The sequence below is a fragment of the Microbacterium sp. Root166 genome (assembly GCF_001427145.1).
Classification (GTDB): Bacteria; Actinomycetota; Actinomycetes; order Actinomycetales; family Microbacteriaceae; genus Microbacterium.
Genome location: NZ_LMGL01000004.1, coordinates 19,339 through 43,896, shown reverse-complemented (window position 1 = coordinate 43,896; position 24,558 = coordinate 19,339). Strand labels below are relative to the sequence as shown.

Here is a 24,558-nt window from a genome sequence, read left to right as displayed (position 1 = left end):
ACGAGGAAAGGAGTCCGCCATGTCGGATACCACCAACCAGCCCAGCACGGCCACGAAGCTCGTCGCCGAGGCACTGGGGACGTTCCTGCTCGTCTTCGGCTCGATCGGCGCGGCGCTGTTCGCCTCGGACTTCGGCACGGGTGCGAACGGATCGTCTCTGGGAATCGGCTTCGTCGGCGTCTCGCTCGCGTTCGGCCTGACGCTTCTCGCCGGCATCTACACGTGGGGCCCGATCTCGGGCGGCCATTTCAACCCCGCCGTCACCCTCGGCCTCGCCGCGGCCGGCCGCTTCAAGTGGAAAGAAGCCCCGGCGTACATCATCGCCCAGATCGTGGGCGGTGCCCTGGGCACGACCCTCATCGTCCTGATCGGCATCTTCCACCCCGACGGCTGGCTGACCAACGCACAGGACAGCGGCTTCGCCAGCAACGGCTTCGGCGACGCCTCGCCCGGTGGGTTCGGTCTCGGTGCGGCCATCATCGCGGAGGTCCTCTTCACCGCGGTCTTCCTGCTCGTGATCCTCGGCGTCACGCACCCGCAGCGCGGCACCGCCGGCTTCGCAGGGCTCGCGATCGGCCTGACGCTCACCTTCATCCACCTCGCGTCGATCCCGATCGACAACACGTCCGTGAACCCGGCCCGCTCGATCGCCACCGCGATCTACGGCGGAGGCGAAGCGCTCGCCCAGCTGTGGGTGTTCCTGCTCTTCCCGCTCGTCGGAGCCGTGCTCGCCGGATTCCTGCACCGGGCACTGTTCGAGCCGCGCGGCGTCATGCCGGCCCAGGCCACCGCACGCGTCAAGTAGCGCTCGCCCCCGAAACGGCGAAGCGGCCCGTCCCCTCTCGGGGGCGGGCCGCTTCTCGTCGGATCGGGCCGGGGTCAGACCAGGTCGAACCGGTCCAGCTCGGTGACCTTGCCCCACGCCTTCACGAAGTCGCGGACGAACTTCTCGTTCGCGTCGTCGGACGCGTACACCTCGGCGACCGCGCGCAGCTCGGAGTTGGAGCTGAACAGCAGGTCGACGCGGGTGCCGATCCCGACGTGCTCGCCGGAACCGTCCTTGACGCCCGCGAACGCGTGCGCGCCGAGGTCGAGCGGCTTCCAGGTCGTGCCCAGGTCGAGCAGGTTCACGAAGAAGTCGTTCGTGAGGACGCCGGTGCGGTCGGTGAAGACGCCGTAGTCCGAGTCGTCCCAGTTCGCGCCCAGCACGCGCAGGCCGCCGACGAGCACCGTCAGCTCGGGAGCGCTCAGCGTCAGCAGGTTCGCACGGTCGATCAGGTGGTGCTCCTCGGGCATGAACGCCCGCGGTCCGTAGTAGTTGCGGAACCCGTCGGTGATCGGCTCGAGGAACGCGAACGACTCCACGTCGGTCTGCTCCTGCGTGGCGTCGGTGCGGCCGGGGTGGAAGACCACCTCTGCCTCGACGCCGGCGTCCTGCGCGGCCTTCTCGACCGCGGCGTTGCCCGCGAGCACGATGAGGTCGGCCAGCGACACCTTCTTGCCGTCGGTGCGGCCGTCGTTGAACGACGCCCGGATCTCCTCGAGCTTCGCGAGCACCGTGGCGAGCTGCGCGGGCTTGTTGACCTCCCAGTCCTTCTGCGGCGCGAGCCGGATGCGGGCGCCGTTGACGCCGCCGCGCTTGTCGCTGCCGCGGAAGGAGGATGCCGCCGCCCAGGTCGTCTCGACGAGCTGGGCGACCGTCAGCCCCGACTCGAGGACGCGAGCCTTCAGCGCCGCGGCGTCGGCCGCGTCGATCAGGTCGTGGTCCACGGCGGGCACGCGGTCCTGCCACACCAGCTCCTCGGCCGGGACCTCGGGCCCGAGGTACCGGTCGATCGGGCCCATGTCGCGGTGGGTGAGCTTGAACCAGGCGCGGGCGAACGCGTCGGCGAACGCCTCGGGGTCGTCCTTGAAGCGGCGCGAGATCGCGTCGTAGGCGGGGTCGGTGCGCAGCGCCAGGTCGCTCGTGAGCATGCGGGGCTCGCGGCGCCCGTTCGAGTGCGCGAGCGGCACCATGTCGGCGCCGCCGCCGTTGATCGGACGCCACTGGTGACCGCCGCCGGGGCTGCGCATCAGCTCCCACTCGTACGCGTAGAGGATGTGGAAGAACTCGTTGTCCCAGCGCGTCGGGTGGTACGTCCACGTGACCTCGAGGCCGGAGGTGATGGTGTCGTCGCCGTGCCCGGTGCCGTGGTTGTTCTTCCAGCCGAGGCCCTGCTGCTCGAGGCCGGCGGCCTCGGGGTTGTGCTCGATGTTGGTGTCGGGCGCGGCGCCGTGCGTCTTGCCGAAGGTGTGACCACCCGCGATGAGCGCGACCGTCTCCTCGTCGTCCATCGCCATGCGTCCGAAGGTCTCGCGGATGTCGCGGGCCGAGGCCAGCGGGTCGGGGTTTCCGTTGGGGCCCTCGGGATTGACGTAGATGAGGCCCATCTGCACGGCCGCGAGAGGCTTCTCGAGCTCGCGGTCGCCCGAGTAGCGCTCGTCGTCCAGCCAGGTGGTCTCGGGGCCCCAGTACACGTCGGCGTCGGGCTCCCACACGTCCGGGCGGCCGCCGGCGTAGCCGAAGGTCGTGAAGCCCATCGACTCGAGCGCCACGTTGCCCGCGAGGATCATCAGGTCGGCCCACGACAGCGACTGGCCGTACTTCTTCTTGACGGGCCAGAGGAGACGGCGGGCCTTGTCGAGGTTGACGTTGTCGGGCCAGCTGTTCAGCGGCGCGAAGCGCTGCTGACCGGCGCCGCCGCCACCACGGCCGTCGGTGATGCGGTAGGTGCCCGCGCTGTGCCAGGCCATGCGGATCATCAGCGGGCCGTAGTTGCCGAAGTCGGCGGGCCACCAGTCCTGCGACGTGGTGAGGGTCTCGGCGATGTCAGCCTTGACCGCGGCGAGGTCGAGCGACTCGAACGCGGCCTTGTAGTCGAAGTCTTCGCCGAGCGGGTTCGCGACCGCCGGGTTCTTGGCCAGGATCTTGAGGTTCAGCTGGTTCGGCCACCACACGCTGTTGGCGTTGCCGGTGGTCGGGTGCGGCTGGCCGCCGTGGATCACCGGGCAGCCCTCGGAGTCGTTCGGGCGCGGGCGGGTCTCGCCGTCCTCGCGCTCGTCGACCGGGGTGTCGATCGGCGTGACCGCCTGATCGGCGTCGGTGGGGTTCTCGCCGATGGGCTCAGCGCCCTCGTGGATGGTGTCCATGGGTTCCTTCCGGGTACAGATGGATGAAAGTGGTCAGTGGGATGCCGCGGCGCACGCCGGGCACAGGCCCCAGAACGTGACCTCGGCGGCGGCGATCGAGAAGCCGTGGGCATCGGACGGGGTGAGGCAGGGGGCGGGGCCGACTGCGCAGTCGACGTCCTCGACCCGACCGCAGCCCGAGCACACCAGGTGGTGGTGGTTGTCGTCGACGCGAAGCTCGAACAGCCCCGGACGCCCGGCGGGCTCGATGCGGCGAACGATTCCGGCGGCTTCGAAGTCGCTGAGCGCGTTGTAGACGGACTGCAGGCTCGTGTGCGGCACGGTGAGGGAGACTCGCGCGAACAGCTCGTCCGCGCTCGCGTGGGGATGCTGCTCCAGGGCCTCGAGCACGGCTCTCCGGGAGTCCGTCACCCGCAGCCCTGCGGTGCGGATCCGCTCCACCGCATCGATGGCGGGGAGGGGAAGCGTCATGCCTGGAGTCTAGCTTGTTTTGATCTGTTCAAAACACCGAACCGGGCAGCTCAGCCCGCGACGACGGTGGGTGTTCCGGCCTCGTACTCGGTCAGGTCGCCTGTCTCCCCGCTCCGGACGGCGCGGCCGCCGACCACCACCATGTAGACCACGAAGAGCGCCAGCGCCAGCGCGCCGATGCCGATCTTGACCGGCCACGGCCAGGGCTGCGCCGTGACGAAGCCCTCGATGAGCCCGGCCACGGCCAGCGCGAAGACGAGCCCGATCGCGATGGTCGCAAGAGAGCGGCCGGCGGCGGCGAGGGCCTCGCCGCGGGTGCGGCGGCCCGGCGCCGCCCACGCCCAGAAGATGCCGAGTCCCGCGGCTGCGGCGACGAAGATGCAGGTGAGCTCGAGAAGGCCGTGCGGAGCGATGTAGAGAAGGAACACGTCGCCGCGATCGAAGGCCAGCATGATGGCCGCTGCGGTGCCGACGCCCACTGCGTTCTGGACGAGGACCATGATGGGCCAGAAGCCGGTGATCCCGAACAGCACGCACTGCACGGCGATCCAGGCGTTGTTGGTCCACACCGTTCCGGCGAACGCGGCGGGATGGTTCTCGCTGTAGTAGTCGGTGAACTCGCTGTCGGCGTACTGCTGGAGCTGCATCTCGCTGCCCAGGGTCGCGACGAGCGCGGGGTCGCCCGAGATCCACAGCGCGGTCGCGGTGCCGACGGCGATGAAGCCGAGAGCGATCGCGAGGGTCGTCCAACGCACCCGGTACAGCGCGGCCGGCAGCTGGAGCAGGAAGAACCGCGGGAGCTGCCGCAGGACGTTCTCGGGCGCTCCGGTGAGGCGCAGACGCGCGCGAGAGAGCATGGTCGAGATGTGATCGCCCTGGATGCTGCGGCCCGCCGAGGTCTTGGCATCGGCGAGATCGGCCGAGGCGGCACGGTAGCGCGTGACGAGCTCATCGACCTCGGCACCGGTGAGGCGCCGGGTACGGCTCAGCTCCTCCAGACGCGCCCACTCCTCGCGCCGTGCGGCGGTGAGCGCGTCGAGGTCCATGCGGTTTACTGTACCCATGCCCGAAGGCCGTCCCGCGATCATCGACATCCATCAGGACGAGGTGCTCACCGGCGAGGCGGTGGCACTGGACGTGCAGCCCGTCGGCTTCTTCCTCCGGGCGCTCGGCGTGCTGATCGACATGCTCATCGGTGTCGGCATCCTGATCCTGTTCGTGCTGGTCACGTCGTGGCTGGGAACGCTCGGCCTGATCGACGGCGCGATCTGGCCGATCCTGACCATCGCCGTCATCGTGCTCGTGACGGTCGTGATCCCGACCACGGTCGAGACGATCTCCCGGGGCCGGAGCGTCGGAAAACTCGCCGTGGGCGGCCGCATCGTCCGCGCGGACGGCGGCGCGACCGGTTTCCGCCACGCCTTCATCCGGGCCCTGGTCGGAGCGTTTGAGCTCTGGTTCACCCTCGGCGCGGTCGCCGCACTCGTCGGAGCGTTCACCCCGCGCTCGCAGCGGCTCGGAGATCTCCTGGCGGGCACGTACTCGGAGCGCACGCGCACCCCTCCCCTGCCGGTCGGCGGGTTCGACGTGCCGCCGCCGCTGCGCGAGTGGGCCGCGCTCGCCGACGTCGCACGCCTGCCCGAACGACTGGCGCGCCGGCTCGCGCAGTTCGGGCAGAGCGCCCCGAACATGCAGCCCGGTCCGCGCGCGCGGGTCGCGGCATCCCTCGCCGCAGAAGCGGCCGAGCACGTGTCACCGGTCCCGCAGGTCGACCCCGAGACCTTCATCATGGGCGTCGTCGCCGTGCGCCGTCAGCGCGAGCTGCGCGCACTCGAGCTCGAGAACGCGCGAGTCGTCGCCCTCACCGGCGCGACGCCGACCGGGCCGAGAGGGTTCCCTGCCCGCTGAGCCTCAGTAGCGGTAGTGGTCGAGCTTGTACGGGCCGTCCACGGGCACGCCGATGTACGCGGCCTGCTCGTCCGTGAGAGTCGTCAGCTCGACGCCGAGAGCGTCCAGGTGCAGTCGCGCGACCTTCTCGTCGAGCGACTTGGGCAGCGTGTACACGCCGATCGGATACTCGTCCGGCCGCGTGAAGAGCTCGAGCTGGGCGAGCACCTGGTTGGTGAACGATGCGCTCATGACGAAGGACGGATGCCCCGTGGCGTTGCCGAGGTTCATGAGGCGGCCCTCGCTCAGCACCAGGACGCTGCGGCCGGTGGGCAGGCGCCACTCGTGCACCTGCGGCTTGATCTCGATGCGCTCGGCGCCCGGGACGGCGGCGAGGCCCGCCATGTCGATCTCGTCGTCGAAGTGACCGACGTTCGCGACGATCGCGAGGTGCTTGAGGCCGAGGAGGTGCTCGGCGGTGACGACCCGGGTGTTGCCGGTGCCGGTCACCACGATGTCGACGTCGCCGAGGACCGACTCGAGGCGGGCGACCTGGAAGCCGTCCATCGCCGCCTGCAGCGCGCAGATGGGATCGACCTCGCCCACGATCACACGCGCACCCTGACCGCGCAGCGCCTCGGCCGAGCCCTTGCCGACGTCGCCGTAGCCGGCGACGAAGACGACCTTGCCGCCGATGAGGACGTCGGTCGCGCGGTTGAGTCCGTCGGGCAGCGAGTGCCGGATGCCGTAGGTGTTGTCGAACTTGGACTTCGTGACGGAGTCGTTGACGTTGATCGCCGGGAAGAGCAGACGATCCGCGGCGAACAGCTCGTACAGCCGGTGCACGCCCGTCGTGGTCTCCTCGGTCACGCCGATGAGGCCCTCGGCCATCCGGGTGAACCGCTGCGGGTCTCTCGCGAGGCTCGCGCGCAGCGTCGCGAGCACGATGCGGTACTCCTCGGAGTCGCCGGGCGCGGCATCCGGAACCGCCCCCGCCTTCTCGAACTCGACGCCCTTGTGGACGAGCAGGGTCGCGTCGCCGCCGTCGTCGAGGATCAGGTTGGGGCCGTCGAAGCCCTCGGCCGACCAGTCGAAGATCCGGTCCGCGAGGCGCCAGTACTCCTCGAGGGTCTCGCCCTTCCACGCGAACACCGGGACGCCCGCGGGAGCGTCGACCGTGCCCGTGGGGCCCACCACGACGGCGGCGGCCGCTTCGTCCTGCGTGGAGAAGATGTTGCAGCTGGCCCAGCGCACCTGCGCGCCGAGAGCGATGAGCGTCTCGATCAGCACGGCGGTCTGCACGGTCATGTGCAGCGACCCGGCGATGCGGGCCCCCTTGAGCGGCTGCTGGCTGCCGAACTCCTCGCGCAGGGCCATCAGGCCGGGCATCTCGTTCTCGGCGAGACGCAGCTGGTGGCGCCCTGCGGCGGCCAGTGAGAGGTCGGCGACCTCGAACTCGAGCGAGCGGACGGCGGCGGGAGATTCGGTGGGCATCCGCCTATTCTCGCACCCGGCGCGCCGAGCCCGCGGCGCTCAGACCCGCAGCGTCTCGTGCCGCACGACGACCCAGCCCTTGGGCACCGACATGCGGTCGGTGTGGATGGCGCAGAGGTCGTGGGCGTGGGGGTCGTCGACGCCGCCGAGCGGGCCCACGGCGGCCATCTGGTCGCCGTAGTCGTACGTGAGCGTCGACACCGCCTCGCGGGCGCAGCCGACCTTGGAGCAGGTTCTCTGGAGCATCGCCCCGACACTAACCCGCGCTTCGGGCGGGATCGGGATGCCGCGCCCCTCGCCCCCGGATCCGCACGCCTGCCCGACCCCCGACCCTAGGATGGAGCCATGGCGTGGCGGCGAACCCGAAGCACGGAACCGGCGCGCAGCCGGCCGTCGCGGCACGGACGCCACGGCCGGGAGGGCCGCAGCCCGGTCGTCCGCCCGCCGCTGCCGCCGCTGGACACCCGGGTCGACCGCTTCGATCTCGCCGTCGGCACCGCCGCGGAGTTCCTGCGATCGGCGTGGAGCGAGCTGCGCGATGTGAGCTTCGAGATCGCGGACATGCCCGCGGCCTCCGACGACGACGGCATCCCCCGCTGGACGGTGCTCAGCGATGCCAAGCGCATCATCCTGTACCGCCTGCCGATCGAGCGGCTGAGTCATCTGCACCGCGACGACGAGCTCCACCGGCGCATGATGATCGAAAGCTGCGTCTTCCGCGCGGCGGCGGAGTATCTGGACCGCGACCCGTGGGATCTGGGGCCCGAGCGGTTCCGCTTCTTCTGAGCCGTCAGCGGCTCTGAGCCGGGTCAGGGATAGACGGTGATCTCGGGCGCCGCGGCATCTGCGGGCCACACCGGTATGCCGGCCAGCGCCCCGTCGCCGGTGAGCGAGAGCCCGGCGAGGATGTCGTTGCCGCCCGGATCGAGCACGTAGACGGTCCGGGGCGAGAGACGCGCCGTCATGCTCGCCTGCGCCGGCACCGAGAGCTCGAGACGGTACGAGCCGTCCTCGGAGGCCACCGAGATGTCCACCGGCTCGGAAGACGGATTCACCAGCGTCAGCGCGGGCGGCGGGCCGCTCGGCGCGGCGAAGATGCTGGGCACCGACACCGTCGGCGAGGGCAGGTACCAGGCGAAGTCGGACCCCTCCTCGAAGCCCGTGGTCTGCCACACCGCCGCGAGAATGGGCTCGCCCGCGGTCACCGCGACCGTGTAGGACCCGACCGCGAGGCCGCCCAGCTCGATCTCCACCGGCTGGCCTGCCACCAGCGGCACCGTCTGCGGCTCGAGCGCGGGCTCAGCACGGCCGACCGGGGTCACCGTCACGAGGGCGCTGGTCTCGGAGGACGGAGCGAGCAGACGCAGCACGGTCGCGGCATCCGATGCGCCCTCGGCGCCCGGCGACCGCGTCACCGAGATGCCGGTGATGGTCTGTGCGGGCAGCGGTTCGGCCACCGGCCCCACCTGGTCGACGCCCCCGGGCGTGAGCGTGCGGGTGAGGCTCGTCTGCAGCGAGGCATGGATGGGCGACCCGACGGCCGACACGCGCAGCACGGGGCTCTCCTCGCCGCTCACGAGACCGGCGAGCGGGAGCACGCGCTGGGAACCGGCTGGGATCACGACGTCGGTGCCGCCCGGCGGGGCCGACGCCCCCTCGGCGCCGAAGACGGTCAGCTGCACGGTCGCCGGGACCACGCCGGGGTTCGACAGGAGGACGAGATCTGCGGCACCGGTCCGTGCCGAGCCGCCGATCAGCCACGACTCCATGAGCGGGGGACGGCACGCCGATGCCGCGAAGCCCGCCAGGTCGTCGGCCGCGACCGTCGCCGCACCGGCGGCGGCCACATCGACCCTCGCGCGATTCTCCGGCTGTGCGGTGAAGACGGCCGGACCTTCGCCCGACGACAGCTCCGCGACCGAGAGCATGGACTCCTCCGGCGGCTGCGCGCCGGCGCTCACCCCGGCGATCAGGCGCTGCGGCGTGGCGACGGCGAGCGCGGCGACGTTCGTGACGTCGCGGCCGATCGACAGGAGCGGGCCGTCGCAGACGATGACCGATGGCGCGGGCGCCGGGACGGCCGAGACGCTCACCGGCTCCTTCTCCACCGTCGGCCACGGCACGGAGACGGCCGTCACCACCGCTACGACCGCGACGACGGACACCACGGTGCCCACCAGCATCCGGGCGCTGTTCGTCGCCCAGCGGAACACAGGACGGTCGCTCATCGCCCCTCCTCCCAATGCGGTCCGACGACTCGGGGAGTCCGGCGCGCCTCACGACGCGACGCGGCGGTGGGCAGCGCCAGCAGGAGCGCCGCGGCGACCACCGCCAGCTGCACGGCGGCGATCAAGCCGGCGGTGGTCCGAACGGAACTGCTCGGCTGCGGCCGCTCGGACACATCCGTCGTCACGCGCCAGAGCGAGCCCTTCGTGGTCTCTCCGACGGCGTCCAGGTTGTCGCGCTGGTCCAGCGCCGTCGAGGCCGACAGCCGCATCGTGCGCGCGGCGTCGGATTCCGGCGCGGATGCCGGAGCCAGCAGGACGAAGGCGACGCCCTGTTCGCCGAGCGCGGCGACGATCTCCTCCGACGAGGAGGTGACAAGGTCGGCGGCCAGTTCGGCGAGGGCGGAGTCGTCCGCGCTCGACTCCGTGCGCGTGGAGAGGAGCGTGGTCTGACCGCCGAGGGTCTCGCTCCCGCCCCACACCACCCGTACTGAGATGCCGGAGGCGTTCTGCGGCGTGAGAACGATGGTTCCGACATCCGGATCGTCGCGTCCCTCGGCGGCGACGTAGGCCGGCAGGGTGCTCTCGGGCCCGTTCGCCACGGTCGACGTTCCCCGCGCCATCGCCGTGAGGGCCGGCACCGCGAGGAGCGCGACAGCCGCGAGCACCACCGTCGCCGCGAGTCCGCGGGCGAGTGCCAGACGAGGCGCCAGGCCCGCGTCGAGCGTGACGAGCGCGGCGCAGACGGCGCCCAGCCAACCGAGGCTCAGCGCCGCACCCGGCCAGATCGCCACCGGAAGGGACTGCTCGAACGAGACCCAGATTCCCACGACGGCGAACGCGGTGGCGACGCCCAGGGCGGTGACCACCAGCAGCGCCACTCCGACGGCCCATCGCTGGGTCAGTGGAGCCGCCAGGGCGAGCAGCGCGAGTGGGGCGACCAGCAGCGGAACCCACCACGTCGGCCCGTCCGGCAGGATGGTCATCCAGCCTGCGAGGTCGCTCGTCGGGATCCCGGCCGCCAGCAGGGCACGACCGGCGGCATCGGGGGCGACCTGGGGTCCGGCCCACGGCACGCCGGGGTCTGCGAGGAGGCCCCAGAGTTCGCCCCGGCGGATCGCACTCCAGATCAGCGGGCCCGCGATCACGAGGGTCGGGACCACGGTCCACACGAGACGCGCGAGGCCGCGCCCCGCCCGGAGCACCAGCGCGAGCACGATCGAGGCGAGCCACAGCACGGTGAGCGCGGGGGCCAGCGACGGAGCGGTCGCGATCACGGCGGCCAGCAGCAGCGATGTGGCGCCGGCGCCCGCCCACGACCGATGCGCGACCGTGGCGGCGACGAACAGCCACGGCAGCAGCAGGTGCGCGATGACGGCGGCCGGACGGCCCTGAGTCAGTGCGATGAGGAGCGTCGGCGCGAGGGCCCACAGCGCTCCGCCGCACAGCCGCAGCAGGGATCGGTCGGTGACGCGCGTCGCCGCGAACCAGCCACCCAGTGCGGCAAGGGGAAGCGCGAGGATCCACAGCACGACGAGTCCGCGCGAGGGATCCCAGAACGACAGCGAGCCCAGCAGGGCCACCACGAAGGCGAAGGGGTCCGCCGGTCCGACGACATCGAGGCCGAGCGCGCGCTGCCCGAATGCGGTGTCCGCCCAGAGCTGGCCGACCGTCGAGCTCAAGGGCTGCAGAGCGCCTCCGCCGAGGACCGGCCACGCGAGCAGGGCCGTGAACGACACGGCCGAGACGACGAGGGCCGCGAGCACCAGCCAGGCGCCGCCGCCGGCGAAGAAGCGCAGGTCGCTCCGCCGATGCTGACCTGCCCCGCCGTCGTCGTCGAGCTGGTCGCCCAGCCGCTCGCGGAGCTCGGTCCGGCTGGCCCGCAGCGGTGCGAGCTGCGACCAGGACGCCTTTCGCCCCGCGGAAAGGCGACGCCTGCTGCGTGCGACCGCGACCGGGCGGACCATCGCGACGACCGCCGCACCCCATTCCGGAAGGATGAGGCCGGGCTCCTTGCGCACCAGGTCCAGCACCGTGCGCCACAGCGCAAGCGGCAGGATGGCGAGCCAGTGGAACGGCACCGCCGCGGCCGGCGCGTAGACCAGCCGGCGATGCAGCTGCGCGACGCGCGACGCGAACGCCGCACGACGGCGGCGGGCGGCCGTGAGCGGAGAGGGCAGCCCGGCCACGCCGTCGGCCGCGGTCGCGACCAGCGCCGACGGCACCAGCGTCACGCGCGCACCGGCGAGGCGCGCCCGCACCCCCAGATCGAGGCCCTCATCGGCTCCGAGGAGTGCCCGATCGAGACCGCCGAGGTCGCGCCAGGCGTCTGCCCGCACGACCAGACCTCGGACGTCGGCGCCGAGCACGTCATCGCGGCCGTCGTGCTGACCTTGGTCGAGCTCGCCGTCCGCGAGCCCCACGGTGCGGCCGAGCTGCGTCATCCCGACGCCCATCGACACGATCTCGGAGCGGTCGTCCCACCGCACCAGCTTCGGCGCGACGTACGCCACCGAGGGCGAGACCTCGAGCGTGCCGGCCAGGCGGGCCAGCGCCTCGCGTTCGGGCGCGGTGTCCTGCGCGAGAAGCCACACCGCATCGCCGTCCAGGCGGGGGGTGATGAGCGCGAGCGCCTCGGCGTAGCCGGTGGAGCCCGGTGCGGTCACGACCGACTCGGCGGCGGACGAGCCGGCGACCTCGGAAAGGATCTCATCGCCGCCGCACAGCACGATGGTCAGCACATCGACGGGGCGGCTCTGCTCGCTCAGCGCCGCGAGCGTGCGTCGCAGGTGATAGGCGGCAGGCGTGCGGCCGTCAGGGCGCACGACGAGGATGGCGTGAACTCGAGCGGGCATGGCCCCGTCAGCCTAGGCGGACCGGTCGGCGGGGCGTGGTCGCACGCGCCGCGAGCCCGAGATCGAGATCGATGGAACGGATGCTGCTCGTCAGCTGGCCTGGCGCTTGAGCTTGCGCCGCTCGCGCTCGCTCAGGCCGCCCCAGATGCCGAACCGCTCGTCGTTCTGGAGCGCATACTCGAGGCATTCGCCGCGGACGTCGCACGAGGTGCACACCCGCTTGGCGTCGCGCGTCGAGCCGCCCTTCTCCGGGAAGAACGCCTCCGGGTCGGTCTGCGAGCACAGTGCGTCGGTCTGCCAGGACAGCGGATTATCGTCTTCGGGCATCGCCTGACGGCGGACGCCCGGGACCCCGAGCTGGACTGGATCGACGAACCAATTGTCGGGAACGCCTGAACGGTATTGCGATGCCGTCATCTCGTTCTCCCCCCGGGTGATCCCCCTGCACGCGGTGTGCGTGTTAGGACCTAATTACACCCTTGTAGTTCGCCGGGGTCAAGTCGCAGATAGTAAAGCCTCAACTCTGTCTTGAACCTTCGCGACGCGCCGTCGGCGGGGCGCGAAGAGTAACGGTCCGATGAGAACTTCCTCACGGGCGATCGGCGGCTAGCCGGGCACGGCGACGAAGACCTCGCCGTCGCCGCGGACGGCTATCTCGTGCTCGTCCGGCGTGACGAACACCGCGCCGCCGGGCGCCAGGCGCGTCGTCCCCGTGCGTCCCTCGATCGAGACGGCTCCCCCGGTCGACACGGCGATCGCAGGGCCGTCGATCGCCACCACCGTCGCGGCGCCCGCCCGCGCGCGGAAGAGCGCGAAGTCGGGCACCGGTACGTCGTACCGGTCGACGCCCGTCGAGACCTCGCGCGGCTGCACGATCATCGGCGCCCCCGGGGTCTCGTCCAGCACCGACAGCAGCTCGGGGACGTCGATGTGCTTGGGCGTCAGCCCTCCGCGCAGCACGTTGTCGCTGGCGGCCATCAGCTCGACCCCGAGCCCTTCGAGGTACGCGTGCAGCACCCCGGCAGGGACGAAGAGCCCCTCGCCGCGGCGCAGCGTCACGAGGTTCATGAGAAGGGCGACGACGATCCCCGGGTCGCCGGGGGTGGACGCTTCGAGCCCGCGCGCCATCTCGAGCTCGGCGGCGAACTCGATCGAGGTCGCGGCGCTCGCGGCCGCCACGATGTCGCGCGCGTCGGCGGCGCCGTCCTCGGACAGCAGCCACCCGATCGCGGCGCCGAGTGCCGCATCCTCCCCCTCCAGGCGCTCCGCGAGCGAACGCGCACCGGGGCCGATCTCCTCGAGCAGCCGACGCGTGGCGTCGAGGTCGCGCAGGCCTGCGAGGGCGCGGAACTCCTCGCTCATCGCCACCAGCAGCTCCGGCTTGTGGTTGTCGTCCCGGTAGGTGCGCTCGGCGGCATCGCGGGCGATGCCCGCCGCCTCTTCGCGAGCGAATCCCGTCTCGGCCTGCGCCTTCGACGGGTGGGCCTGGATGGAGAGAGCGGATGCCGCGGCCAGCAGCTTCAGCAGATACGGGAGTCGCGCGGGGGCACCGGTCATGGGCCCCTCGGCTTCCAGCCAGGCGTCCAGCGTGCGCCCGTCGGCCGTCACGGCAGGGTCGCCCGGGTGATCGCCGAACCAGACCTCGGCCTCGGCGCGACCCGAGGGGCTGCGACCCTCGAGCTCCGCGAGGAGCGTGGCGGAACCCCAGGCGTAGTCGCGAGGGTCGTTCGAGAGAGGCACGAGCATGGTTCCCAGCGTAGAACGGGCCGCGATGAACCCCGGGCGCGCGCACCGGACGCGCAGGGTCGCGGGAGTAACCTTTCAAGCGATGGCCGTCCACTCCAAGCACCCCGCGGCGACGCCGCCCGCGCCGCCGGTCCGCGAGAGGACCCGGCATCTGCTGCTGCGCGGCTGGTGCATCTTCGTGCTCTTCCTCGCCCTGTCGGGCACCGCCTGGGTGCACGCGTTCGGGACGACGGTCGCCGCGGCCGTGGCCATCGGCGGCGGGATCGTCTCCGTCATCCTCTGGATCGTCATCCGGCCGCCCGTCTACTGGCAGCGCCTCCCCTGGTTCGTCGTCGGATTCGTCGCCTGGGCGACGCTCTCGCTGCTGTGGTCGGCCTGGCCCTCGACCACCGCGCTCACGCTCCTGCTGCTGTGGATCACGACGATCCAGGCGCTGTTCGTCGGCGGCGTGCTGACCTGGCGCGAGCTCGTGCGGGCCGCGGCATCCGCTCTGAAATGGGTCATCGGCCTCTCGTTCGTCTTCGAGCTGTGGGTGTCGGTGGTCGTCGGCGCACCGATCCTGCCCGGCTTCATCGTCGGCAAGGCAGACGACCCGATCGAGTACTGGTCGCGCGACAACCTGTTCTCGGGCGAGCGCATCCAGGGCATCATGGGCAACTCGAACCTGCTCGGCCCGGTCGCGCTGCTGGCGATCATCGTGTTCGCGATCCGCTTCGCCGCGGGCGCGCCGCGGCGCGTCCTGCTGTGGGTGTGGATGGGTCTGTCGGCCTACCTCTTCCTGCGCGCGTCGTCGGCGACCGCCTACGTCGCCGCGGCCGGCGTGCTCATCGTCCTGGCGACGGTGCTGCTGATGCGCCGGACCCGCGGACCCGGCGAGCGCACGAAGTACTACATCGCCTATGGCGTGGTGGGCTTCGGCGGTCTGGCCGCCTTCTGGCTGCTGCGCGATCGGATCTTCTCGGCGCTGGGTCGGGACTCGGACCTCACCGGGCGCGAGTCCATCTGGCAGGACGTGCTCGAGCGCGCGGGCGAACGCCCGTGGCTCGGGTGGGGCTACGCCACGCCGTGGACGCCGTGGGAACCCGCGTTCGACGGCTGGATCATCGACCACGGCCAGACCGTTCTGCAGGCGCACAACATGTGGGTCGACATCCGCATGCAGCTCGGCATCGTCGGCGTCGTCCTGCTCGGCATGCTCTACCTCGCCTTCGTCTGGCGCTCCTGGTTCTTCGCCGTCGATCGGCCGCGCTGGGACCTGCGCGATGACCGCCCGTACTCGCCGCTGACCCTGCTGCCGACGCTCGTCGGCGCGATCGTGCTCGTGCAGGGCCTGGCCGAGTCCTCTCCTCTCCTGCTGTGGGGCTGGATGTTCGTCGTCATGCTCGGCGCGAAGATCAAGCAGTCCCCGCACGTCGGCGAGGGCCCTGCCGAGCAGAGCGCCGCCATCGAACGCGACGAGCCTGCGAAGCGGATGCCGTGACCTCGGCGCCCGCCCCGATCGAGCCGCGCTGGCTGAGCGCGCTGCTGGCCTCCGCCGGCTTCGCTCGCGCGTACACGCTCGTCGTTCTCGGTGCGGTGTTCGCGTCCTACGCGATCGAGCGTGTCGCGGGACGCGTCACCCTCGTCTCGATCATCGTCGGGCTGTGCGTCATCGGCGCCGGGGTCCTGGTCGCCCGACGCGAGGAGATCTCGTTCCTGCGGCTCGTGCCCACCACGCTCGTGATGTTCGTCGGCTGGGCGTTCGCGAGCATCTTCTGGAGCTCCGATACGACGACCTCGTTCTGGAGCTGGCTGACGATGGCGTCGCTGGCCTTCCTCGCGGTCGTCATCGGGCACGTGCGCGACACGCTCCAGACCGCCCGCGCTCTCGGCGACGTGCTGCGCGTGCTGCTGGCGGTGTCGCTGGCCGTCGAGGTCCTCTCGGGGGTGCTGCTCGACATCCCCTTCGCGTTCCTCGGCGTGCAGGGCAACCTCGCCCAGCTGGGGCCGGTGCAGGGCATCTTCGGCACCCGCAACATGCTGGGGTTCGTGGCGGTCCTGGCGCTGATCACGTTCCTCATCGAGTACCGCACGCAGTCGGTGCGCCCGGGGCTGTCGTTCGTGTCGGTCGTGCTCGCAGGCGGCCTCGCCGCGTTCAGCGACTCCCCCACGGTCCTCGTGCTCGCCGTCGGCGTCGGCCTGGCCGTCGGCGCGCTCGCGCTCGTGCGGCACACTCGGCCCGAGCGCCGCGTCGCACTGCAGTGGGGACTCGGGGCACTCGTCGTGGTCGGCGTCATCGTCGGCTATCTGGCGCGGCATCCGATCATCGCCTGGCTCGGAGCCGGCACAGACTTCTCGATGCGGGTCAACCTCTGGAACCTCATGGTGGACCTGCTGCGCTCCCATCCCGTCGAGGGCTGGGGCTGGTACGGGGTCTGGAGCCCACGCGAGCAGCCGTTCATCAACATCAACTTCCGGCTCGACACCGACCACGCGACCGGCCTGAACGCGTACTTCGACGTGCTGCTGCAGCTCGGGTGGGTGGGGCTCATCCTCTTCTTGAGCCTCGCCGGCATCGCGCTCGTGCGCTCGTGGCTCGCCGCCAGCGAGCGGCGCTCGGTGATCTACGCGTGGACGCCGCTCATCCTCATCGCGCTGCTGATCGACTCGATGTTCGAGAGCTTCACGCTGACCGGCGTCGGCTGGATGATGCTGGTGCTGTGCGCCGTCCGCGCCGGGCTGTCACGGTCGTGGCGCGAGCGGTTCGACGTGGCGGACGGCGCGCTTCCTCCCTCGGACCCGGTGCTGCGGGGATGAACCGGAACCCTAAACTCTCTCTGGGCCGCGTCGCGGCCGTGACGGGAGATCGAGTGGCACCAAACGACGCGTCGAGTACGGTCGTGAAGTCCCGCGACCGATCCGTCGATGTACTCAAGGGCATCGGGATCATCGTGGTCATCATGGGCCACGTCGATCTCTCGGCTGTCGGCGGAGCCTTCATCTCCTATCTCTACTCATTCAACGTCGCGCTGTTCTTCATCGTCGCCGGGTACCTGTGGAAGGACAAGCCCGGCCAGGGCTTCTTCGCCTTCGCGGTCGTGAAAGCGCGGCAGATCTACCTGCCCTACGTGGTGCTCTTCTGCGTCTCACTCCTCTACGGCCACCTCATTGTGAGGTACGTCTTCGGGGAGTACGTGATCCCGTTCGACTTCGTCGATTCGGTGAAGGCGCTCCTGTTCTCGAGCGAGTGGCTGAACTCCGTCCCGACCTTCAACTTCGCACTGTGGTTCCTACCGATCTTCTTCATCTCGACGCTCGTATTCTGGGTTCTGCAACGCGTCCGCGACATGCGCATCTATGTGCCGCTGATCGTGATCATCGCACTGTCGGCGCTGCCGTTTCAGAGCATGCTGCCCGGCAGACCGATACTCGCGATCAACGTCCTCCCGGTGGCGCTGGCCTTCATGGGCTTCGGCTTCCTCCTGCGTCGCTGGGTTCCGGTCGGCCGCATCCCCTGGCTCGCGCTCGTCGGCCTGTTCGGTGTGTCGATCATCCTGGCGTGGCAGTTCCCGGGCAACGTCGCCGGAGTCGGGACTCTCTGGTACTTCCCTGGCGCTGTCGCCAGCTTCATCGTCTATCTGAGGATCGCCCGCGACATCGAGTCCAGTTCGTTTCTGGCGTACGTCGGCGAATACAGCCTGCTGATGTTCGGCCTCCACAGCCTCGTCGCGAAGAGCTACCTGTTCACGGGGACGACTCGGCTCTTCGACGAGTGGGCGTCCGGTCTCATGGGCTACGTGCTGAACGTGACCTACGTCGTGATCGGCACCTTCATCATCGTGAAGGTCTACCGCTGGGTGCGCGAACGGGTGGCCGACGCACGCCGCGGCAGGTATGCATCCGTTCCGCTGGGTCCCCCTATCTCGGGGGCGGACGCGTAGTCGAGCAGCGTCCAGGATCCGTCGACCTGAGCAAGGTAGGATCCTCGAGCCATGACTGTGACTTCCGAGAGCGCCGTGACGACCACCGCCCAGCCCTTCGAGCCGGCGTCCGCGACGATCGCGATCGTCACCTACAACCGCTCCGGCCTGCTGACGCGCCTGCTCACGAGCATCACGGAGATGGACCCGAAGCCGGGCCACGTCGTGATCGTCGACAACGCGTCGACCGATGACACCACCGAACTCGTCGCGTCGTTCCGCGAGCGCCTCGGCACCGAGCTCGTCTACCGCCGCATGGAGACCAACACCGGCGGCTCCGGCGGCTTCAGCGAGGGCATGCGGGTCGCCTACGAGCTGGGCTCCGAGTGGATCTGGCTCATGGACGACGACGTCGAGGTGCTGCCCGACGGTCTCGCCAAGATGGGCAAGTGGGCGCCGCGGTTCAAGAGCATCCAGGGGCGCCGGTACGACTACGACGGCAGCGAGTTCTACTGGCAGTACAAGGTGGCCGAGGCCCTCGGCATCCCGATCCCGTTCGCTCCTGCGAGCTTCGACGAGTCGGGCTACCGCCCGATGAATTCCGGATGCTTCGAGGGCATGTTCATCCATCGCGACATCGTCCGCCAGATCGGCCTGCCGGACCCGCGCTTCTTCATCTACTGGGACGACCAGACCTACGGCTGGCTCGCATCGCGCCGGACCGCCTCGGTGATCGTGAACGAGTTCGTGCTGCGCCGCACTCGCGAGATCAAGCAGTGGGACATGGGCGTCCGCCACATGAACGCGTCGAGCAACGCCTACCGGTACTACATCATGCGCAACCGCGCATACATCAAGCACTACTACCGTGCGCAGGGCGTGTACAAGCCGCTGCGCTTCGCGACGGGCACCGCCCTGACCTTCGTCAAGGAGCTCGTGCGCCTGGTGTTCGTCGAGCGCACCGTCCGCGGCACCTCGAACCTGTTCCGCGGGCTGCGCGACGGCCGCCGGATCGCGCGCGATTCGTCGTGGACGCCGATGCCGCCACTCGAGGCCTCTGCTGCTCCGACTCCGGCCGAGGCGCCCGCGAACGAGGATCAGGCCGCGGGATAGTCCGCGTTGTAGCGATCGAGCACGTCGCAGATCGGGGCGTCCATCGCGAGGCGATGCTTGTCGAGGTAGAGACCTCGGGTGCAGAAACGACGCAGGTCTCGTTCGCTGTGACTGACGAAGAACAGCGTTCGACCGTCGGCGAGCAGCTCGTCGATGCGCCGGTAGCACTTCTCGCGGAACGCCTTGTCGCCGACAGCGAGCACTTCGTCCACGAGCAGGATGGGCTCTTCTAGCTGCGACACCACCGAGAACGCGAGCCGGACCTTCATGCCGTTGCTGAGGTGCTTGTAGGGCGTGTCCACGAAGTCGTGGAGCTCGGCGAAGTCGATGATCCCGTCGAACCGGCGCGACACCTCGGCCCGCGGCATCCCGTGCAGTCCTGAAGTGAGGCGCACGTTCTCCCGCACGCTGAGGTCGCCCACGAAGCCGCCGGTGATCTCGATGAGCGGCGCGACGCCTCCGTGCACGTCGACGCTGCCCTCGTCGGGGAGCAGCACGCCGGCGACGAGCTTCAGGAGCGTCGACTTGCCCTGACCGTTGCGTCCGACGACTCCGATCGACTCGCCGGGCTGGACGTCGAAGCTGACGTCGCGGAGCGCCCAGAACTCGTCGGGACGCGAACGGCGCGACGAGTCCGAGAAGAGATCCTTGATGCTGCGTCGCCCGCGCCGGTTGCGGCGGAAGCGGACGCCGAGGTCCTTCACCTCGATCGCCAGAGGGGACGACATCACAGCTCCTTCAGCATCGGTCGCTCGAGGCGACGGAACACGGCGATTCCGACCACGAGGAAGGCCGCGCTGATGACGACGCTCATCACGACCGCGAAGGTGTCCCACTGGTCGGGGAAGAACCCCACGCGGTAGAGCGTGAAGATCCCCGAGAGGGGGTTGAACGCCGCAAGCTCGCGGAACACGCCCGGCAGATCGGAGACGCCGTAGATGATCGGCGAGGCATAGAACAGCGCGCGCAGGATGAGCCGCGTCGTCCGCTCCAGATCGCCCCACATGACGCACAGGGGTGCGACCAGCATTCCGAGGCCAACCAGCAGCATGGTCTGGATGAGCACGGCCACGGGCACCCACAGGATGCCCCAGCCCACCGTCGCTCCCGACACGATGGCGAACAGCGCCAGCACCGGCAGCGAGCACAGGAACTCGATGCCCTTGCTCAGCACGATGCGGTTGACCCAGATCGAACGCGGGATGGCTGTGGAGCGCACGAGGCGCGCATCCTTGCTGAAGGCCTTCGTGAAGTCGCTGACCGCCGCGTTGAACCACACCCAGGGCAGGAGGGCCGTGATGAGGAACACGATGTACGGCTCCTCGCCGACGCCTCGGCCGAAGATCACCGTGAAGACGAACCAGTAGATCGCGCTCATCACCAGCGGATCGAGGACCGACCAGAGGTACCCGAGGGCACTAGTGGCATAGCGGACCCGCAGATCGCGCGCGGAGAGGAGCCACAGCGAGTGGAAGTAGCGCCGCGGCGAACCGGGAGCGCCGACGGTGGCTGTGGTCACGATGTCGAGTCTAGAGTCCGAACCGCAGTGTTCCCGCGACTCAGGGCTCGAGCACGTCGACGGTGACATCCGCATCGGCGCACAGCTCGGTGAAGCGCTCGGCGACGGCGGGATCGCTCGTGACCACGCGCACCGGCCTGTCCCACGCATGCACCGCCTCGCACGCCTGCTCCTCGTTCTGAGGATCCAGTGTGTAGGCGAAGACGCGGATGGGATCCGCCCCCGAGGTCGCCTCGAGCTGCAGGAGCCAGCTGTTGAGGAAGGAGTCACCCGCGGGCCCGAGGTACGAAAGTGCGAGGGTCGGACGTCCCGGCTCGGCGAGGTCGAACAGGCGGCGCGCTGCGGGCTCACCGCCTGCCACGCCGGTGTTGCTGGCGATGGCGACGGGAGTCAGCAGCGGCGCGAGTCGTCCGTGCGGAGAAGGGAGAAGCATCATCAGCGAGAGCGGGACGACGAGTGCGACCGCCGCGACGCCTGTGGCGGCCCACGGCCGACCCCGAAGCCCCGCCATTTCACCCGCGAGGCTGGCGGTCAAGATGACAAGCACGAGTGACATGAGAATCCACGCGAACTTCGCCGGGTAGTACCCCCACAGTGAATCGAGGCCGAGTCGCTGCGCGAGAAGGTATCCCCCGGCGAGCGCGCCCGCGCCACACGTGATGAGCAGACCGTTCATGGGATGCACTTGATTGCGTTGGATGGCGTTGAGGACTGCGACGCCGACGGCTACAGCAACCACGACCATGACATGGCTGGCCTGAAGACCGATGAATCCGCCATCCACTGCGAGAGCTGCCCCATCACGACGAAGATCAGGCAGCGTCACCACCAGTCCGTAGAGCGGCACCGGCAGGGCTGCGAGCACGAGAACGATCCAGGCCCACCCTCGGCTCTTCGATCTGACCAGGATGGACATCCGCGAGATGAGAGCGAACAGCGCCAGCGCGAAAGGAATGAGCGCGAGCGGTGCCCAGGTGGCCAACAAAGCAACGGAGGCGAGACTCAGCACGGCCGCAGCGGCGACCGGCGACACGCGGGCTTCGAGCCAGGCGAGCCAACTGGCGAGCAGCAGCACCAGCGCAAGGGTGGCGTTGTAGAACCCGTACTGCGCCGCGAATCCGAACGTGTACCAGCTGACCGGCACGAGTGAGGCGAGTGCGGCGGCGACGATGCGTGCCGTGCGGGTGCCGCCGTGGACGCTGCGAGCGCCGATGAGAGCGGCAAGGAGCGCGGCGGCGAGGGTCGCTGCGAGCCAGAACGTGGCCACACGCGAGACATCGTGAGCGAGCAGGTCGCCGCCTTCGACGGCATGCCTTCCCACCGCGATCGCGATGGCCAGCAGCCCGGGCGTCAACGGCGCAGCGTTGGGGTGGGAGATGGCGTCGAGCCCGCCGTCCTCGACCATCGTCCTCGTCATCACGAGGTTCCAGACCGCGTCATTGCGCATCGCCCACTCGAGGTTCCCCGAGGAGAGCGTCAGGAAGGCCACGAGGGACATCAGCAGCACGGGGACGGCCAGCACCGGCAGACCGACGCGCAGGGTTCGCGCGCCGAGCAGGCGGGGCTCGCGGACGAAGCCGAACGCAAGAAGGCCGCCCAACCCCAGGAGCGCGAACATCAGGGCTGAACCGCCTGTGAGGCTCAGATTCCATGATGGGGTGAACCGGAGGATGAGCGCCACGAGTGCGAGCTGGACGATGACACCGGCCGCGAATGCGAACGGCCAGGACGTGCGCTGTCCGATCGCAAGGGTCAGGCAGAGCAGGACCGCCGCCGGAGCGAGCCACGGCGAGATGCCGGTCGCGAAGAGGACGATACCGAGAGCGAGGGCGCCGCCGGCTCCAGCGATCCAGGCGACACGCGCGCGACGGAGCGAGGCCTCAGGATCGGTGCGCTCATCTGGTGCTTCGGCTTCGGCGCGCGCGAGCGCTCGGGAGCCGGTGGTCACGCTAATTGGTTGTTCCACATCGACAGGGCCGAGCCGATGGCCATATGCATGTCGAGGTACTGGTAGGTGCCGAGACGCCCGCCGAAGTAGACGTCATGCTCTCCCTTGGCGAGTTCCCGGTAGGCGAGCAGCCGGGCGCGATCCTGCGCCGTGTTCACCGGGTAGTAGGGTTCGTCGCCAGACTCCGCGAACCGGGAGAACTCCCTCACGATCACCGTTCGGTCGGTCGGATAGCGGTCGGCCCGTTCCGGATGGAAGTGCTTGAACTCGAGTATGCGGGTGAAGGGCGTCTCGCGGTCGGCGTAGTTCATCACGGGCGTCCCCTGGAAGTCGCCGACTTCCAGAACCTCGCGCTCGAAATCGAGCGTGCGCCACGAAAGTGCACCTTCGGCATCCGCGAAGTAGCGATCCACCGCGCCCGTGTAGACGATCGGAAGCTGGCCGACCGTCGCCGACTTGTTCAGGGGCTGCGAGACGTCGAAGTAGTCCGTCGACAGCCGCACATCGATGTTGGGGTGGTCCGCCATCCGCTCGAGCCAGGCAGTGTACCCGTCCGTCGGCAGGCCCTCCCACGTGTCGTTGAAGTAGCGGTTGTCGTAGGTGTAGCGGACCGGGAGACGGCTGATCACCTCGCCCGGCAGTTGGGTCGGGTCGGTCTGCCACTGCTTGGCGGTGTAGTCGCGGATGAACGCCTCGTACAGCGGACGGCCGATCAGTGCGATCGCCTTCTCCTCGAGGTTCGCCGCCTCCTTCTGATCGAACTCGCCCGCCTGCTCCTGGACGAGGGCCCGGGCCTGGTCGGGAGTGAAGGCGGACTGGAAGAACTGGTTGATGGTGCCCAGACTGATGGGCAGGGGGAAGACCACTCCGTTGTGCGTCGTATACACCCGATGGACGTAGTTCGTGAAGGTCGTGAAGCGGTTGACGTACTCCCATACCGCCGGATTCGACGTGTGGAAGAGATGCGCCCCGTACTTGTGCACCTCGATACCGGTGCCGGGGTCGCTCTCGGAGTAGGCGTTGCCGCCGATGTGGTCGCGACGGTCGATGACCGTCACTTTCCGACCCGACTGTGCCGCGCGCTCGGCGACCGTCAGGCCGAAGAAGCCGGAGCCGACGACGAGGAGATCCATGGGCGAGGGCTTTCTTGGTCGGCGCCCTGCGTCCATCGCGCGGGCGGACAGGGTGACCCGTCGCAGAAGATCCTATCGCCGTCGGCCGAGCGGACCCTGCGGGACTCGACCCGGCGAGGCGCGCTCCCAGCCAGATCTCCTAGGCTCGAGCCGTTATGACAGTCGAGATCTTCGTACCCTTCTGGGGAGACCCCGGACTCCTCTACGCAACCGTCGAATCGGTGCGGACACAGCGTGACCCCGACTGGGTGCTGACAGTCATCGATGACTGCTATCCGGACGAGACGGTTCCCGCGTACTTCGCCGACCTGGGCGATGACCGCATCAGGTACGTCCGCAACGAGGTGAACCTGGGCATCACCGAGAACTACCGGGAGGCGATCCGGCGAGCGACCACCGATCACATCGTCATCCTCGGCTGCGACGATCTGCTTCACCCGAATTATCTCGACGTCATCAACCGCACGATCGCAGCCGTCCCGCACGCGGACGTGATCCAGCCCGGTGTTGTCGTCATCGACGAGCACGGCGTCGAGGTGCTGCCGCTCGTCGACCGAGTGAAGCAGGGCCTCCTGGCACCCCGTCGTGGAGCGGGGATCGCCGTCCTCACCGGCGAGCGCATGGCGACAAGTCTCATCCGCGGCGATTGGCTGTACTGGCCCTCGCTGGCGTTCCGCACGGAGACCCTCAAGCGCATCGACTTCCGGGAGGGCCTGCCCATCATCCAGGACCTCGCCCTCCTCATGGACATCGCATTCGAGGAGGGCACACTGGCCTACAACCCGACGGTCGCCTTCTCCTATCGTCGGCACGGGGGCAGCGCGTCACAGAAGACGCTCCTGGACGGCCGCCGGTTCCGCGACGAGCGCACGTACTATGCGCAGGCTCGCGTGCTCGCGCACGCCAAGGGTTGGCGGCGCACCGCCTCGACGGCCCGTCTGCGCGCCATGTCGCGCCTGCACGGCGTATCCGAGCTTCCGGGCGTGATCAGGCACGGAACGGGCTCCGGTCTACAATCTACGCTGGCGCACATCTTCGCCATCTAGCGCTCAGGCGACCTCCCTCGCCGCGCGACCTCA

21 protein-coding genes are annotated in these 24,558 nt (G+C 69.7%); 8 read left to right on the top strand and 13 right to left on the bottom strand.

Going from position 1 to position 24,558, the window contains the following annotated elements; translation table 11 throughout:
- Positions 1 to 19 precede the first annotated feature (19 nt).
- Positions 20 to 805, top strand: coding sequence for an aquaporin Z (gene aqpZ, locus ASD56_RS14505; protein ID WP_055967403.1), 786 nt, complete (start codon positions 20 to 22; stop codon positions 803 to 805).
- Positions 806 to 879: 74 nt separating this feature from the next.
- Here the strand turns inward: aqpZ and katG are convergent, their stop codons facing one another.
- Genes katG through ASD56_RS14490 form a run of 3 tightly spaced genes read right to left on the bottom strand, consistent with a single transcriptional unit; the run spans position 880 to position 4,706 of the window.
- Complete coding sequence (gene katG, locus ASD56_RS14500; RefSeq protein WP_055967400.1) at positions 880 to 3,189, bottom strand: catalase/peroxidase HPI; 2,310 nt, start codon at positions 3,187 to 3,189, stop codon at positions 880 to 882.
- Between the two features lie 33 nt (positions 3,190 to 3,222).
- Positions 3,223 to 3,660, bottom strand: a complete 438-nt coding sequence (locus tag ASD56_RS14495; protein WP_055967398.1) for a Fur family transcriptional regulator — start codon at positions 3,658 to 3,660, stop codon at positions 3,223 to 3,225.
- A gap of 50 nt (positions 3,661 to 3,710) precedes the next feature.
- Positions 3,711 to 4,706: a stage II sporulation protein M gene (locus ASD56_RS14490; protein ID WP_055967395.1), complete on the bottom strand. Its 996-nt coding sequence runs from the start codon at positions 4,704 to 4,706 to the stop codon at positions 3,711 to 3,713.
- A 16-nt stretch (positions 4,707 to 4,722) separates the two neighbouring features.
- Between ASD56_RS14490 and ASD56_RS14485 the strand changes: the two genes are divergently transcribed.
- Positions 4,723 to 5,568: an RDD family protein gene (locus tag ASD56_RS14485; RefSeq protein WP_055967389.1), complete on the top strand. Its 846-nt coding sequence runs from the start codon at positions 4,723 to 4,725 to the stop codon at positions 5,566 to 5,568.
- Positions 5,569 to 5,571: 3 nt separating this feature from the next.
- On the opposite strand, the gene ahcY is transcribed toward ASD56_RS14485, so the two are convergent.
- Positions 5,572 to 7,041 (bottom strand): adenosylhomocysteinase, encoded by a 1,470-nt coding sequence (gene ahcY / locus ASD56_RS14480; protein WP_055967384.1) that lies wholly within the window; start codon positions 7,039 to 7,041, stop codon positions 5,572 to 5,574.
- Between the two features lie 39 nt (positions 7,042 to 7,080).
- Positions 7,081 to 7,287 carry a DUF3499 family protein gene (locus ASD56_RS14475; RefSeq protein WP_055967381.1) on the bottom strand — a complete coding sequence of 69 codons (207 nt, stop codon included), beginning with the start codon at positions 7,285 to 7,287 and terminating at the stop codon, positions 7,081 to 7,083.
- 99 nt (positions 7,288 to 7,386) lie between these two features.
- On the opposite strand from ASD56_RS14475, the gene ASD56_RS14470 reads away from it, so the two are divergent.
- Positions 7,387 to 7,827 carry a metallopeptidase family protein gene (locus ASD56_RS14470; protein WP_055967378.1) on the top strand — a complete coding sequence of 147 codons (441 nt, stop codon included), beginning with the start codon at positions 7,387 to 7,389 and terminating at the stop codon, positions 7,825 to 7,827.
- Between the two features lie 23 nt (positions 7,828 to 7,850).
- Here the strand turns inward: ASD56_RS14470 and ASD56_RS14465 are convergent, their stop codons facing one another.
- The 4 genes from ASD56_RS14465 to manA all read right to left on the bottom strand — a co-directional run bounded on the left by ASD56_RS14465 (position 7,851) and on the right by manA (position 13,867).
- Positions 7,851 to 9,269: a DUF5719 family protein gene (locus ASD56_RS14465; protein WP_055967376.1), complete on the bottom strand. Its 1,419-nt coding sequence runs from the start codon at positions 9,267 to 9,269 to the stop codon at positions 7,851 to 7,853.
- Positions 9,266 to 12,121, bottom strand: coding sequence for a glycosyltransferase (locus ASD56_RS14460; RefSeq protein ID WP_055967373.1), 2,856 nt, complete (start codon positions 12,119 to 12,121; stop codon positions 9,266 to 9,268). Before ASD56_RS14460 ends, ASD56_RS14465 begins: the two co-directional genes overlap by 4 nt.
- A gap of 90 nt (positions 12,122 to 12,211) precedes the next feature.
- Positions 12,212 to 12,538 carry a WhiB family transcriptional regulator gene (locus ASD56_RS14455; RefSeq protein ID WP_082541510.1) on the bottom strand — a complete coding sequence of 109 codons (327 nt, stop codon included), beginning with the start codon at positions 12,536 to 12,538 and terminating at the stop codon, positions 12,212 to 12,214.
- A gap of 189 nt (positions 12,539 to 12,727) precedes the next feature.
- Entirely contained in the window at positions 12,728 to 13,867 is a 1,140-nt protein-coding gene (manA, locus tag ASD56_RS14450; RefSeq protein WP_055967370.1) for a mannose-6-phosphate isomerase, class I, read from the bottom strand.
- 82 nt (positions 13,868 to 13,949) lie between these two features.
- Here manA and ASD56_RS14445 point away from each other — a divergent pair, with 82 nt between their 5' ends.
- The 4 genes from ASD56_RS14445 to ASD56_RS14430 all read left to right on the top strand — a co-directional run bounded on the left by ASD56_RS14445 (position 13,950) and on the right by ASD56_RS14430 (position 18,879).
- Complete coding sequence (locus ASD56_RS14445) at positions 13,950 to 15,347, top strand: O-antigen ligase family protein (RefSeq protein ID WP_055967367.1); 1,398 nt, start codon at positions 13,950 to 13,952, stop codon at positions 15,345 to 15,347.
- Positions 15,344 to 16,663, top strand: a complete 1,320-nt coding sequence (locus ASD56_RS14440; RefSeq protein WP_055967363.1) for an O-antigen ligase family protein — start codon at positions 15,344 to 15,346, stop codon at positions 16,661 to 16,663. The genes ASD56_RS14445 and ASD56_RS14440 overlap by 4 nt, the downstream gene beginning before the upstream one ends.
- An 83-nt stretch (positions 16,664 to 16,746) precedes the next feature.
- Positions 16,747 to 17,787, top strand: coding sequence for an acyltransferase family protein (locus ASD56_RS14435; protein WP_055967360.1), 1,041 nt, complete (start codon positions 16,747 to 16,749; stop codon positions 17,785 to 17,787).
- 51 nt (positions 17,788 to 17,838) lie between these two features.
- Positions 17,839 to 18,879, top strand: coding sequence for a glycosyltransferase family 2 protein (locus ASD56_RS14430; protein ID WP_055967357.1), 1,041 nt, complete (start codon positions 17,839 to 17,841; stop codon positions 18,877 to 18,879).
- On the opposite strand, the gene ASD56_RS14425 is transcribed toward ASD56_RS14430, so the two are convergent.
- From ASD56_RS14425 to glf, 4 genes are read right to left on the bottom strand one after another with little or no spacing between them, the layout of a single operon-like run.
- A complete protein-coding gene (locus ASD56_RS14425) occupies positions 18,864 to 19,607 on the bottom strand; it encodes an ABC transporter ATP-binding protein (protein WP_055967354.1) in 744 nt (247 codons plus the stop codon). The two genes, ASD56_RS14430 and ASD56_RS14425, sit on opposite strands and share 16 nt — an antisense overlap.
- On the bottom strand, positions 19,607 to 20,398 hold the full coding sequence (locus tag ASD56_RS14420; protein ID WP_055967351.1) for an ABC transporter permease: 792 nt from the start codon (positions 20,396 to 20,398) through the stop codon (positions 19,607 to 19,609). The genes ASD56_RS14425 and ASD56_RS14420 overlap by 1 nt, the downstream gene beginning before the upstream one ends.
- Positions 20,399 to 20,438: 40 nt before the next feature.
- Entirely contained in the window at positions 20,439 to 22,346 is a 1,908-nt protein-coding gene (locus ASD56_RS14415; protein ID WP_055967348.1) for a hypothetical protein, read from the bottom strand.
- Positions 22,343 to 23,479, bottom strand: coding sequence for a UDP-galactopyranose mutase (gene glf, locus ASD56_RS14410; RefSeq protein WP_055967345.1), 1,137 nt, complete (start codon positions 23,477 to 23,479; stop codon positions 22,343 to 22,345). The genes ASD56_RS14415 and glf overlap by 4 nt, the downstream gene beginning before the upstream one ends.
- A gap of 155 nt (positions 23,480 to 23,634) precedes the next feature.
- Here glf and ASD56_RS14405 point away from each other — a divergent pair, with 155 nt between their 5' ends.
- A complete protein-coding gene (locus tag ASD56_RS14405; protein WP_055967342.1) occupies positions 23,635 to 24,525 on the top strand; it encodes a glycosyltransferase family 2 protein in 891 nt (296 codons plus the stop codon).
- The last annotated feature ends 33 nt before the right edge of the window (positions 24,526 to 24,558 follow it).

Coding starts and splice junctions, on each gene's coding strand:
- aqpZ (WP_055967403.1), top strand. CDS start 20: ATGTCGGATACCACCAACCAGCCCAGCACGGCCACGAAGCTCGTCGCC.
- katG (WP_055967400.1), bottom strand. CDS start 3,189: ATGGACACCATCCACGAGGGCGCTGAGCCCATCGGCGAGAACCCCACC.
- ASD56_RS14495 (WP_055967398.1), bottom strand. CDS start 3,660: ATGACGCTTCCCCTCCCCGCCATCGATGCGGTGGAGCGGATCCGCACC.
- ASD56_RS14490 (WP_055967395.1), bottom strand. CDS start 4,706: ATGGACCTCGACGCGCTCACCGCCGCACGGCGCGAGGAGTGGGCGCGT.
- ASD56_RS14485 (WP_055967389.1), top strand. CDS start 4,723: ATGCCCGAAGGCCGTCCCGCGATCATCGACATCCATCAGGACGAGGTG.
- ahcY (WP_055967384.1), bottom strand. CDS start 7,041: ATGCCCACCGAATCTCCCGCCGCCGTCCGCTCGCTCGAGTTCGAGGTC.
- ASD56_RS14475 (WP_055967381.1), bottom strand. CDS start 7,287: ATGCTCCAGAGAACCTGCTCCAAGGTCGGCTGCGCCCGCGAGGCGGTG.
- ASD56_RS14470 (WP_055967378.1), top strand. CDS start 7,387: ATGGCGTGGCGGCGAACCCGAAGCACGGAACCGGCGCGCAGCCGGCCG.
- ASD56_RS14465 (WP_055967376.1), bottom strand. CDS start 9,269: ATGAGCGACCGTCCTGTGTTCCGCTGGGCGACGAACAGCGCCCGGATG.
- ASD56_RS14460 (WP_055967373.1), bottom strand. CDS start 12,121: ATGCCCGCTCGAGTTCACGCCATCCTCGTCGTGCGCCCTGACGGCCGC.
- ASD56_RS14455 (WP_082541510.1), bottom strand. CDS start 12,538: ATGACGGCATCGCAATACCGTTCAGGCGTTCCCGACAATTGGTTCGTC.
- manA (WP_055967370.1), bottom strand. CDS start 13,867: ATGCTCGTGCCTCTCTCGAACGACCCTCGCGACTACGCCTGGGGTTCC.
- ASD56_RS14445 (WP_055967367.1), top strand. CDS start 13,950: ATGGCCGTCCACTCCAAGCACCCCGCGGCGACGCCGCCCGCGCCGCCG.
- ASD56_RS14430 (WP_055967357.1), top strand. CDS start 17,839: ATGACTGTGACTTCCGAGAGCGCCGTGACGACCACCGCCCAGCCCTTC.
- ASD56_RS14425 (WP_055967354.1), bottom strand. CDS start 19,607: ATGTCGTCCCCTCTGGCGATCGAGGTGAAGGACCTCGGCGTCCGCTTC.
- glf (WP_055967345.1), bottom strand. CDS start 23,479: ATGGATCTCCTCGTCGTCGGCTCCGGCTTCTTCGGCCTGACGGTCGCC.
- ASD56_RS14405 (WP_055967342.1), top strand. CDS start 23,635: ATGACAGTCGAGATCTTCGTACCCTTCTGGGGAGACCCCGGACTCCTC.